10 protein-coding genes are annotated in these 11,534 nt (G+C 71.4%); 6 read left to right on the top strand and 4 right to left on the bottom strand.

Going from position 1 to position 11,534, the window contains the following annotated elements:
* Positions 1 to 130: 130 nt before the first annotated feature.
* Together ABR737_RS10205 and ABR737_RS10200 are read right to left on the bottom strand one after the other, a co-directional pair.
* The gene (locus ABR737_RS10205; protein WP_350249864.1) at positions 131 to 1,360 is read right to left on the bottom strand and encodes a DUF349 domain-containing protein; all 1,230 of its coding nucleotides are present in this window, start codon (positions 1,358 to 1,360) and stop codon (positions 131 to 133) included.
* Between the two features lie 250 nt (positions 1,361 to 1,610).
* On the bottom strand, positions 1,611 to 2,438 hold the full coding sequence (locus tag ABR737_RS10200) for a peptidylprolyl isomerase (RefSeq protein ID WP_350249863.1): 828 nt from the start codon (positions 2,436 to 2,438) through the stop codon (positions 1,611 to 1,613).
* A 162-nt stretch (positions 2,439 to 2,600) separates the two neighbouring features.
* Between ABR737_RS10200 and ABR737_RS10195 the strand changes: the two genes are divergently transcribed.
* The 4 genes from ABR737_RS10195 to ABR737_RS10180 all read left to right on the top strand — a co-directional run bounded on the left by ABR737_RS10195 (position 2,601) and on the right by ABR737_RS10180 (position 7,029).
* Positions 2,601 to 3,314 carry an MBL fold metallo-hydrolase gene (locus tag ABR737_RS10195; RefSeq protein ID WP_350249862.1) on the top strand — a complete coding sequence of 238 codons (714 nt, stop codon included), beginning with the start codon at positions 2,601 to 2,603 and terminating at the stop codon, positions 3,312 to 3,314.
* Positions 3,315 to 3,325: 11 nt separating this feature from the next.
* Positions 3,326 to 4,588, top strand: a complete 1,263-nt coding sequence (hisS, locus tag ABR737_RS10190; protein WP_350249861.1) for a histidine--tRNA ligase — start codon at positions 3,326 to 3,328, stop codon at positions 4,586 to 4,588.
* 335 nt (positions 4,589 to 4,923) lie between these two features.
* A complete protein-coding gene (locus tag ABR737_RS10185; RefSeq protein WP_350249860.1) occupies positions 4,924 to 5,565 on the top strand; it encodes a vitamin K epoxide reductase family protein in 642 nt (213 codons plus the stop codon).
* Positions 5,566 to 5,655: 90 nt separating this feature from the next.
* Complete coding sequence (locus ABR737_RS10180; protein ID WP_350249859.1) at positions 5,656 to 7,029, top strand: replication-associated recombination protein A; 1,374 nt, start codon at positions 5,656 to 5,658, stop codon at positions 7,027 to 7,029.
* A 22-nt stretch (positions 7,030 to 7,051) separates the two neighbouring features.
* Here ABR737_RS10180 and ABR737_RS10175 read toward each other — a convergent pair whose 3' ends face one another.
* Positions 7,052 to 7,804: a DUF2470 domain-containing protein gene (locus ABR737_RS10175; protein ID WP_350256738.1), complete on the bottom strand. Its 753-nt coding sequence runs from the start codon at positions 7,802 to 7,804 to the stop codon at positions 7,052 to 7,054.
* A gap of 182 nt (positions 7,805 to 7,986) precedes the next feature.
* On the opposite strand from ABR737_RS10175, the gene rpsD reads away from it, so the two are divergent.
* Positions 7,987 to 8,598 (top strand): 30S ribosomal protein S4, encoded by a 612-nt coding sequence (rpsD, locus tag ABR737_RS10170; RefSeq protein WP_030987289.1) that lies wholly within the window; start codon positions 7,987 to 7,989, stop codon positions 8,596 to 8,598.
* Between the two features lie 73 nt (positions 8,599 to 8,671).
* Here rpsD and ABR737_RS10165 read toward each other — a convergent pair whose 3' ends face one another.
* On the bottom strand, positions 8,672 to 10,903 hold the full coding sequence (locus ABR737_RS10165) for an ATP-binding protein (protein WP_350249858.1): 2,232 nt from the start codon (positions 10,901 to 10,903) through the stop codon (positions 8,672 to 8,674).
* Between the two features lie 193 nt (positions 10,904 to 11,096).
* Between ABR737_RS10165 and ABR737_RS10160 the strand changes: the two genes are divergently transcribed.
* A complete protein-coding gene (locus ABR737_RS10160) occupies positions 11,097 to 11,531 on the top strand; it encodes a DUF948 domain-containing protein (protein WP_350249857.1) in 435 nt (144 codons plus the stop codon).
* Positions 11,532 to 11,534 lie beyond the last annotated feature (3 nt).

The following is an 11,534-nucleotide window of genomic DNA, read 5'->3' as shown; positions in this document are numbered from 1 at the left end:
CCAAGGAAGGGGGCCCCGGTACCTGGGTACCGGGGCCCCCTTTTCGTGTCAGGCACCTCAGGCATCAATTGAGGAACCCCAACGGCGATCAACCATTTCCGCGAAAGCGGCGCCGGTTTAGGCGCAAGAATCAGCCGCCGAACTCCTCCAGGCCCTTGAGCGCCTGGTCCAGCAGCTCCTTGCGGCCCTCCAGCTCCCGGCCGAGCTTGTCGGCCTTGGCGTTGTTGCCCGCCGCCCTGGCCGTGTCGATCTGCTTCTGCAGCTTGTCGACCGCGTCCTGGAGCTGGCCGGTCAGCCCCGCGGCGCGGGCCCGCGCCTCAGGGTTCGTCCGCCGCCACTCGCTCTCCTCGGCCTCCTGGATGGCGCGCTCGACGGCGTGCATCCGGCCCTCGATCTTGGGGCGGGCGTCCCGGGGGACGTGGCCGATGGCCTCCCACCGTTCGTTGATCGAGCGGAACGCCGACCGCGCGGCCTTCAGGTCCGAGACGGGGAGCAGCTTCTCGGCCTCGACGGCCAGCTCCTCCTTGCGGGTCAGGTTCTCCCGCTGCTCGGCGTCGCGCTCCGCGAAGGTCTCGCCGCGCGCCTGGAAGAAGACGTCCTGGGCGCCGCGGAAGCGGTTCCACAGGTCGTCCTCGTGCTCGCGCTGGGCGCGGCCCGCGGCCTTCCAGTCGGCCATCAGCTCGCGGTAGCGGGCCGCGGTGGCCCCCCAGTCCGTCGAGTTCGACAGCGACTCGGCCTCGGCGACCAGCTTCTCCTTCGCCTTACGGGACTCCTCGCGCTGCGCGTCCAGCGACGCGAAGTGTGCCTTGCGGCGCTTGGAGAACGCCGAGCGGGCGTGCGAGAAGCGGTGCCACAGTTCGTCGTCCGCCTTGCGGTCGAGCCGCGGCAGGCCCTTCCAGGTGTCGACCAGCGCGCGCAGCCGCTCGCCGGCCGCCCGCCACTGCTCACTGGCCGCCAGCTCCTCGGCCTCGGCGACCAGCTTCTCCTTGGCCTGGCGAGCCTCGTCGCTCTGCCGCGCCTTCTGCGCCTTGCGCTCCTCGCGGCGCGACTCGACGGCCTCGACGAGCTTGTCCAGCCGCTTGCGCAGCGCGTCCAGATCGCCCACCGCGTGGTGTTCGTCGATCTGGGTGCGCAGATGCTCGATCGCGGTCGTCGCGTCCTTCGCCGACAGGTCGGTGGTCTTGACCCGGCGCTCGAGGAGGCCGATCTCGACGACCAGGCCCTCATACTTGCGCTCGAAGTAGGCGAGGGCCTCCTCGGGAGTTCCTGCCTGCCACGATCCGACGACCTGCTCGCCCTCGGCGGTACGCACGTACACGGTCCCCGTCTCGTCGACGCGGCCCCATGGGTCGCTGCTCACAGCGCCTCCTCCACATGATGCCGACGGGGGCGTGCGGCCCCCCGGCATCGTCCACAGTTTCTGTCCGGCAGAGCCGCGCCCTGGCCGGTCCGACGGGCTGAATTGCGGGTGAGGGTGGCAGCCGTCGGAGCAGGCACCCTACACAACGCCAATCTAGGCGACCTGCGGTCCGCTGTCCGCATCCAGCACGACGAAATTCCGCGGTTCGCACGGGGCGGCGCCGCGGTGCCGCCCCAGGTCGTCCGGCCGGTCAGGACTTCTTCACGGATGCCTTGTCGATCACGACGGTGGCGTTGGGCGCGCTGTTGCGGGTCTGCGGGTCGGTCGTGGATCCGGCCTTGGCGATCTTCTTCAGGACGTCCATACCGCCCGTGATGGTGCCGAACGGTGTGTAGTTCGCCGGCAGCTTGCTGTCCTGGTAGACGAGGAAGAACTGGCTGCCGCCGGAGTTGCGGGTCTTCTCGCTCGCCCCGTCGTAGCGGTTGGCCATCGCGACGGTGCCCGCCGGATAGATGCCGCCCTTGAGCCGCGGGTCCTTCAGGTTCTCGTCCGGGATGGTGTAGCCGGGGGTGCCCTGGCCGGTGCCCTTCGGGTCGCCGCACTGCAGGACGAAAATCCCCTCGTTCATCAGGCGGTGGCACTTGCTGTGGTCGAAGTAGCCCTGGCCGGCCAGGAAGGCGAAGGAGTTGACCGTGTGCGGCGCCTTGCCGGCGTCCAGTGTGATGCCGATGGTGCCGCAGGTCGTCGCCAGCTTCGCGGAGTACGAGGCCGAGGTGTCGAGCGACATCGCCGGTTCCTTGGGCCAGGTCTTCTTCGACGGGCTGCCCTTCGCGGGCCGGCCGCAGGGGTCCGGCGCCTTGGACGGCGTCGGGGCCGCGGCCCTGTCCTCCTGGTCGCTGCCGCCCGCGAGGCCCGCGGAGACGTAGACGACGGCGCCGGCGGCCAGCGCGACTGCCGCGGCGGACGCGATGATCACATTGCGGCGTTTGGTCTTGCGCTGGGCCGCGGACCGCCGTTGCTGCTGACGCTCGTACTTCTCGCGGGCGAGCTGCCGCCGCCGCTGATCTTTGCTGACCACCGGTCGTCTCCTTGTCCGATCATCGATCGCGCTCGTGCGCCGTGGCCGTACGGTATACGGGTTCGCCCTGCCGGGAGTCCCGCCGGTAGGCTCTGGAGCTGCCGAGATGTCCGGGAGGAGCGGCCTTGCGGGCCGGCCTCCACACCGACCGTAAGGACGAACGTGCTGATTGCCGGGTTCCCCGCCGGGGCCTGGGGCACCAACTGCTACTTGGTCGCCCCCGCCGCAGGCGAGGAGTGCGTCATCATCGACCCGGGCCACCAGGCGGCCCCAGGAGTCGAGGACGCGGTCGCAAAGCATCGGCTCAAGCCCGTCGCGGTCGTTCTCACGCACGGTCATATCGACCACGTCGCCTCGGTCGTCCCGGTGTGCGGCGCACACGACGTCCCGGCCTGGATCCACCCCGAGGACCGCTACATGATGAGCGACCCGGAGAAGGCCCTCGGCCGCTCCATCGGTCAGCAGCTCCTGGGCGAACTCACGGTGGGCGAGCCGGACGACGTCAAGGAGCTGAGCGACGGTGCCGCCCTGGAACTCGCCGGGATGGAATTCTCCGTCGCGCACGCCCCGGGCCATACCAAGGGGTCGGTGACCTTCCGGATGCCCGAGCAGGCCGACATTCCGCCGGTCTTCTTCTCGGGCGACCTGCTGTTCGCCGGCTCCATCGGACGCACCGACCTGCCGGGCGGCGACCACGCCGAGATCCTGCAGTCGCTGGCGCGTGTGTGCCTGCCGCTGGAGGACTCGACCGTCGTCCTGTCCGGCCACGGCCCCCAGACCACCATCGGCCACGAGCGCGCCACCAACCCCTTCCTCCGGGAAGTGGCCGCCGGCCGCGGAGACGGCTTCACCGCCGCTCCACGACGAGGAATGTGACGAGAGTTTCCGTGAGCACCTTCAAGGCCCCCAAGGGCACGTACGACCTGATTCCGCCGCAGTCCGCCACCTATCTCGCGGTGCGCGAGGCGATCGCCGCGCCGCTGAAGAACTCCGGGTACGGCTACATCGAGACGCCCGGCTTCGAGAACGTCGAGCTGTTCGCGCGCGGGGTCGGCGAGTCCACCGACATCGTGACCAAGGAGATGTACGCCTTCGAGACCAAGGGCGGCGACCAGCTGGCGCTGCGTCCCGAGGGCACCGCGTCCGTGCTGCGGGCCGCGCTGGAGGCCAACCTCCACAAGGCCGGCAATCTCCCCGTCAAGCTCTGGTACTCCGGCTCGTACTACCGCTACGAGCGTCCGCAGAAGGGCCGTTACCGCCACTTCTCCCAGGTCGGCGCCGAGGCCATCGGTGCCGAAGACCCGGCGCTGGACGCCGAGTTGATCATCCTGGCCGACCAGGCCTACCGCGCGCTGGGCCTGCGGAACTTCCGCATCCTGCTCAACTCCCTGGGCGACAAGGAGTGCCGTCCCGTCTACCGCGCCGCGCTGCAGGACTTCCTGGGCGGGCTCGACCTGGACGAGGACACCCGTCGCCGGGTCGAGATCAACCCGCTGCGCGTCCTGGACGACAAGCGCGAAGCGGTGCAGAAGCAGCTCGACGGGGCGCCCAAGCTCCGCGACTACCTTTGCGAGGCCTGCAAGGCGTACCACGAGCAGGTGCGCGAGCTGCTGACCGCGGCGGGCGTGGCCTTCGAGGACGACGAGAAGCTGGTGCGCGGCCTGGACTACTACACCCGCACCACCTTCGAGTTCGTCCACGACGGCCTGGGCTCGCAGTCGGCGGTGGGCGGCGGCGGCCGCTACGACGGCCTCTCCGAGATGATCGGCGGCCCCGCGCTGCCGTCCGTCGGCTGGGCCCTGGGCGTCGACCGCACGGTGCTGGCGCTGGAGGCGGAGGGCATCACGCTCGACATCCCTGCCGCCACCGCCGTGTACGCCGTCCCGCTCGGCGAGGAGGCCCGGCGGGTGCTGTTCGGCGTGGTCACCGAGCTGCGCCGGTCCGGTGTCGCCACCGACTTCGCGTTCGGCGGCAAGGGCCTGAAGAACGCCATGAAGTCCGCCAACCGCTCCGGCGCGCGGCTGGCGCTGGTGGCGGGCGAGCGGGACCTGGCCGAGGGCGTCGTCCAGCTCAAGGACCTGGAGAGCGGCGAGCAGACCGCGGTGGCGCTGGACGGCGTGGCCGAGGAGGTCCGGCGCAGGCTCGGCTGAGGCCGCGCGGCGAGAGAACTGAGGGGCCCGACGGCGAGCTGCCGTCCGGGCCCCTCGTGCTGCCGGTGCCCGGTGCCCGGTGTCAACGCCCGCTGAGCCGTCATCCCGGCGGAGGGTTTTGGACGCGCCCCGCCACTGGCGGCGGCCGGTGCCGCAGCGCGCGGCAGGGCGGGCGGGCAGGGCGCGAACCTGAGAGAACGCTGTGTACGGAGCCTTCGGCTTTATGTTCATCGCACAGTGGGTCATGGTGGAGTTGGGGCAGAATGAACGGCGGTGCCGCGCTCGCGGACCCGCTTTCTCAGCCCCATCTCCCCAGGGATCGACGGAACGGCGATATGACGACGACAGCGCTTGACGACGTGTCCACCGACGACGACCGCGCGAGCGGCGCGGACAGGATCGGTTCCGGCCGCGGCTTCGCGCTGCTCCTGGTGATCACCAGCGCGCTGGGTCTGCTGGCGGCCTGGATCATCACCCTGGACAAGTTCGAGCTGCTGAAGGACCCGAACTTCAAGCCCGCCTGCAGCCTCAACCCGATCATCTCCTGCGGCAGTGTCATGCAGAGCAAGCAGGCGGAGGTCTTCGGCTTCCCGAACCCGATGGCCGGGCTGGTCGGTTTCGGCGTGGTGATCGCGATCGGGATGGCCCTGCTGGCCGGCGCCCGCTTCCGCCGCTGGTACTGGATCGGCCTGAACGTCGGCACCGGGCTGGCCGCGGTCTTCTGTATGTGGCTGATGTCCCAGTCGCTGTACAGCATCAACTCACTGTGCCTGTGGTGCACGCTGACCTGGTGCGTCACCATCCTGATGTTCTGGTACACCACCGCCCACAACCTCAAGCACGGCATCATCCCGGCCCCCGCGGGGCTGCGCTCCGCCGTGGTGGAGTTCCACTGGGTGGTGCCCGTGGTCTGGTACGGCGTGATCGCGATGCTGATCCTCACCAAGTGGTGGTCGTACTGGAGCACGCTGATCTAGTCACCCGCGCGCATCCGCCGCAGGCCCCGGCCGCCGTCCACGTCAACGGCGCCCGGGGCGTTGTCAGTGGGGTGACATAGGCTCGTGGACGTGGAGCCCGACCTGTTCACCGCCGCTGCCGAAGACCGTCAGGAGAAGGACCCCGCGGGGTCCCCGCTCGCCGTGCGGATGCGTCCGCGCACCCTCGACGAAGTCGTGGGCCAGCAGCATCTCCTCAAGCCGGGCTCGCCGCTGCGCCGGCTGGTCGGCGAGGGCGACGGCGGCCCTGCGGGGCCGTCGTCGGTGTTCCTGTGGGGCCCGCCGGGCATCGGCAAGACGACCCTGGCGTACGTCGTCAGCCAGGCGACGAACAAGCGCTTCGTGGAGCTCTCGGCCATCACGGCGGGCGTCAAGGAGGTCCGCGCGGTGATCGACGGCGCCCGGCGCGCCTCCGGCGGCTTCGGCAAGGAGACCGTCCTCTTCCTGGACGAGATCCACCGCTTCAGCAAGGCCCAGCAGGACTCCCTGCTGCCCGCCGTGGAGAACCGCTGGGTCACCCTGATCGCCGCGACGACCGAGAATCCGTACTTCTCGGTGATCTCGCCGCTGCTGTCCCGCTCGCTGCTGCTGACCCTCGAACCCCTCACGGACGACGATCTGCGCGGGCTGCTGCGGCGCGCGCTGAGCGACGCCCGCGGTCTGGCGGGCTCGGTCACCCTCCCCGAGGACACCGAGGGGCATCTGCTGCGCATCGCGGGCGGCGATGCCCGGCGGGCGCTGACGGCGCTGGAGGCCGGTGCAGGATCTGCGCTGGCCAAGGGGGAGAAGGAGATCACCCTCCAGACGCTGGAGGAGTCCGTCGACCGGGCGGCGGTGAAGTACGACCGGGACGGCGACCAGCACTACGACGTCGCCAGCGCGCTGATCAAGTCCATCCGGGGCTCGGACGTCGACGCCGCGCTGCACTACCTCGCGCGCATGATCGAGGCGGGGGAGGACCCGCGTTTCATCGCCCGCCGGCTGATGATCTCGGCGAGCGAGGACATCGGCCTGGCCGATCCGACGGCCCTGCAGACCGCGGTGGCCGCCGCCCAGGCCGTGGCGATGATCGGCTTCCCGGAGGCGCGGATCACGCTCAGCCAGGCCACCATCGCGCTCGCCCTGGCGCCGAAGTCGAACGCCGCGTACATGGCGATCGACGCCGCCCTGGCGGACGTCCGGGCCGGTCAGGCGGGTGCGGTACCGCCGCATCTGCGCGACAGCCACTACAAGGGCGCTCAGAAGCTCGGCCACGGCCAGGGCTATCAGTACCCGCACGACCTGCCGGGCGGTATCGCGGCCCAGCAGTACGCGCCGGACGAGGTGCACGGCAAGCGGTACTACGAGCCCACCCGCCACGGCGCGGAGGCGCGCTACGCCGATGTGGTCGAGCGGGTCCGCATCCGCCTGGGCCCGGCCTCCGGCGAGGCCGCCGCCACCGAATAGCCCCGGCCGCTCCGGGCCCCCGCTACTCGGCCGCCGCCTCGAAGAGCAGATGCATCGCCCGCCGCAGCTCCGCCACGTCCCGCACGGGCTCGGGGAAGTCGAACCGCGCGTCGAAGGACCGCTGCTCGGCGTCGGTGAAGCGGACCCGCAGGCCGAAGCGGTCCAGGCCCACCGGCACGGCCCGGTCACGCAGCCCGCAGGTCTCCTGGCGGTCGCCCAGCAGGGCACACAGCCCGCGCACCTGCTCGCTGTGCGCCGCGTGCAGATGCTGCAGCAGCTCCGCCTCGTGGGCGGCCAGCGGATCGGGGGCCGCGACGGCGAACTCGTCGGGCTCGACGGACTCGGCGCCCCACAGATCGTCCACCGCGCCCTCGCCGACCTCCAGGCGCAGCATCATCCAGGCGGTCCGCCCGTACAGGCCCGGTGCCGGGTCCGGCTGCAGCGCCTCACCGATGCCCAGCAGCTCTCCCACCGGGTGCCGCTCGGCGAGCAGCATGGCGGCCTCGGCGCGCTGGTCATTGCGTACGGGGGTCAGCCAGCCGGCCACCCAGGCCCGTCCGCGGATGCGATGAGGCACCGAAACGGGTGCGACGTCCGTGATCTCCATCACGGCTGTGACGTCGTCGTCCTGCGCGTGTGCGGCCGCCCGAGCCGCCGCAGAGTCGCCTGGAACCAGCAACAGCACGTCTCCGCCGGGTGTCACGGTCCGGCAGACAGGAGCCGAGAGACCGGCTTCGTCGGGGTCCTCGACACCGGGGATGCTCAAGGACGCCATACCATGGGACTCGACGAGGGTTCGTATGCGCTCGGCGGCGGAGGGCCGCTGGGCGTCTTCCACGGGACGCGGCTGACCCGCCTCGGTGCGGTGTGCACTGGGCAGGGGGATCCCAGGTCGAAACATGCGTTCTCCTCGCGCTAAGGTAAGCCTCACCTAACTTACATGGAGGAACGTTCCACGTGAACCAGTCGCGTCCCAAGGTCAAGAAGTCCCGCGCGCTCGGCATCGCGCTGACGCCGAAGGCCGTCAAGTACTTCGAGGCCCGTCCTTACCCGCCCGGCGAGCACGGCCGTGGCCGCAAGCAGAGCAGTGACTACAAGGTCCGTCTGCTCGAGAAGCAGCGCCTGCGTGCGCAGTACGACATCAGCGAGCGCCAGATGGCGCGTGCCTACGACCGCGCTCGGAAGGTCGAAGGCAAGACCGGCGAAGCGCTGATCATCGAGCTTGAGCGCCGTCTGGACGCGCTCGTCCTGCGGTCGGGCATCGCCCGCACCATCTACCAGGCTCGTCAGATGGTCGTCCACGGCCACATCTCGGTGAACGACCGCAAGGTCGACAAGCCTTCCTTCCGCGTCCGCCCCGGCGACGTCGTGATGGTCCGCGAGCGCAGCCGCGAGAAGCACCCCTTCCAGGTCGCCCGTGAGGGTGGCTACGACACCGACGGTGAGACCCCGCGCTACCTCGAGGTCAACCTGCCGGCTCTGGCGTTCCGTCTCGACCGGGACCCGAACCGCAAGGAGATCCCGGTGATCTGCGACGAGCAGCTCGTCGTCGAGTACTACGCCCGCTAAGCACCACAGCAGGCGCAGCGCCACGCGCTCGGCCCGCCGTCTCCCCGCCCTCGCGGAGGGGGAGGCGGCGGGCTCATTCGTGCCCGGGTGCCGTGCTCCGCACCGCGCGCGGCGGTGCGGGCAGCAGGCCGGCGGGCCGCAGGACCCGGGCCACCGCCGCGTCCAGGTCGAGCCGCCCGCCCACGCGCCGGCAGTGCTCGTAGCGCTCGTCCCCCAGCCGCTCGCGCGCCTGCTCCTCGCACCGGGCATGCGGCTGGTTGAAGTGGCGTGAGCCGAACAGCGGCAGTCCCACCGACGGCCAGATCCGCCCGGCGGCGCCCTGCAGCACCGCCGCCTCCTCCGCGTCGCCCTCGCCGAGCGTCACCAGGGCCAGCAGCTCGATCGCCAGCACCGCCCCGAGCAGATCGTGGAAGGTGTGATCGATGGCCAGGCACTCCTCCAGCAGCGCACGGGCCCGCTTGCCGTCGCCACGGGACCAGGCGGCGAAGGCCAGCACGTACTGGGCGTACGCCAGTGTCCAGCGCTCGCCGTGCTCCTCGCACACCTCCAGGACGTCCTCGCACAGGCGCACCGCGTCCGCCAGCTCGCCCTGGAAGGCCACCGCCATCGCCAGCTCGACCTGTCCCAGCAGCACATTGCTGTTGAGCTCGCCGATCTCCCGGTAGCGGACCAGCGCCGCGCGCAGCAGCTTCTCGGCGCGCGGCATGTCGTCGCTGACCAGGGCCAGACAGCCGGTGCGGTGCAGTGCGTACGCGGCCGCGGTGGTGTTGCCGGTCCGCTCGGCCTTGTCACGGCACTCCTGCAGGGCCCCCAGCGCGCCGACGGTGTCCCCCTGGAGCACCGCGACATAGCCGGCCACCCACAGGGCCTTCAGCCGCGCCTCGTCGTGGGTGCTCTCCAGCTCCAGGGCCCGGTCCAGCCAGTGCCGGCCCTCGGCGAGACGGCCGCAGCCCACCCAGTAGAACCACAGCGTGCCCGCCAGGTACTGGCCCAGGTGGGTATCGGCGGGGGTCTCCAGGCTCTGTTCCAGCGCCACCCGCACATTGGGCAGGTCGGCCTCGATCCGGGCCGCGATCTCGGCCTGCCGGGAGCTGAACCAGTCCAGTTCGCACCAGGTGGCCAGCCCCAGATACCAGTCGCGGTGCCGGCGCCGCAGCCGCTCGCCGTCGGGCGTCACCGCCAGCCAGCCCGCCCCGTAGGCCCGTACGGTGTCCAGCATCCGGTAGCGGACCCCGGCCGCGGTCTCCTCGCGCACGAGGACCGACTGGGTCACCAACTCGGTGAGGACGTCGAGGAGTTCGCCGGCCGGCAGCTCCGGCCCCGAGCAGACGTATTCGGCCGCCTCCAGATCGAAGTGCCCGGCGAAGACCGACAACCGCGCCCACAGCAGCCGTTCCTCGGGCGTGCACAGCTCATGGCTCCAGCCGATCGCGGTACGCAGCGTCTGGTGGCGCGGCGGGGGTTCTCCCGGCTCGCGGGGGGCCGGGAGCCGGGCGCGGTGCCCCTCCGGCGCGAACGGGGCCGAGAACTCGGGGGAGCGGCGCGGGCGGGTGCCGGTCAGCAGCCGGAAACGGTCGTCGAGCCGGTGCAGCACCTGGTCCACGGACAGGGCGCGCAGCCGTCCGGCGGCCAGCTCCAGCGCGAGCGGAATGCCGTCCAGGCGCTCGCAGAGCTCGGTGACCGCCGCCTCGTCGGACGGCCCCACGGTGAACCCGGGGACGACGGCCGCGGCGCGCTCGGCGAAGAGGGCGGCCGCGTCGGCGGTGTTCATCGGCGGCAGCGGCACGGTCCGCTCCCCCTCCAGCCCGAGCGGACGCCGGCCCGCGGCCAGCACCTGCAGCCCGGGGGCACGGCGCAGCAGCTGCCCGGTCAGTTCGGCACAGGCGTCGACCAGGTGCTCGTAGCCGTCCAGGACGAGCAGCAGGTCCCGGTCGGCGAGGAGGTCGCAGAGGGCGGAGCGCACCGGGCGGCCGCTGTGGCCGGTGGCTCCCAGTGCCTCGGCGACGGTGTGTGCCAGGAGGTGCGGCTCGCGCAGGGCGGCCAGTTCGACCAGCCACACCCCATCGCAGAAGCGATCCTGCAAGATCCCTGCCGCCTGGCGCGCAAGCCGCGATTTACCGACGCCGCCCAGGCCGGTGAGGGTCACCAGCCGGGCGGATTCCAGCTGCCGTGCCAGCGCGGCCAGTTCGTCGTGGCGGCCGATGAAGCCGCCCAGCTCCGCGGGCAGATTCCCCGGCCGGTCCGGCTCCCGCAGACGCGCGGGGGAGGGACGGGGAGCAGGGCCGGGGCGCGTGAGGCGTCGCATGGCACACGGAGCGTACTCGGCAGGATGCGGACCGTACAATCACGCCTCGGGAATCCCGGGCCCGCGCTCCGCGTTCGAGGGGGAACGGGGTACGGACGGACAGTCACGGCGCGATAAGGTCAAGGGTGCCGTTCGAGCGGGAGCGCCGATCGGGAATGAGCCCAGACCAAATCAGTCGGAGTGTGGTGCCAACGTGTCCGGTGGAGAGGTGGCCGGGATCCTCGTGGCCGTCTTCTGGGCGATCCTCGTGTCGTTCCTCGCCCTCGTGCTGGTGAGGCTCGCGCAGACGCTCAAGGCGACCACCAAGATGGTGGCCGAGGTGTCCGAGCAGGCCGTCCCGCTCCTGGCCGACGCCTCCGCGACCGTCCGCTCCGCGCACACCCAGCTGGCCCGCGTCGACGCCATTGCCGCCGACGTCCAAGAGGTCACCGCCAACGCCTCCGCGCTCTCCTCGACCGTCTCCTCCGCCTTCGGCGGCCCGCTGGTCAAGGTCGCGGCGTTCGGCTACGGCGTGCGCCGCGCGATCGGCATGAAGGGCGAACCGGAGTCCCGGCGCACCGTCGTCCCCGGCCGTATCCTGCCCGGCGCCCGCCGTGGCGGGCGCCGCAACCGTCGCTCCAAGGACTGATCA

It is taken from the genome of Streptomyces sp. Edi2 (assembly GCF_040253635.1).
In the GTDB taxonomy this organism is placed as follows: domain Bacteria; phylum Actinomycetota; class Actinomycetes; order Streptomycetales; family Streptomycetaceae; genus Streptomyces.
Note: the sequence above shows the minus strand (reverse complement) of the source record. Positions and strands in the feature narration are given on the sequence as shown.

Bases quoted from the DNA above. Each gene is read 5' to 3' on its own strand.
- ABR737_RS10175 (WP_350256738.1), bottom strand. From the start codon at position 7,804: ATGGCGTCCTTGAGCATCCCCGGTGTCGAGGACCCCGACGAAGCCGGT.
- ABR737_RS10165 (WP_350249858.1), bottom strand. From the start codon at position 10,903: ATGCGACGCCTCACGCGCCCCGGCCCTGCTCCCCGTCCCTCCCCCGCG.
- ABR737_RS10185 (WP_350249860.1), top strand. From the start codon at position 4,924: ATGACGACGACAGCGCTTGACGACGTGTCCACCGACGACGACCGCGCG.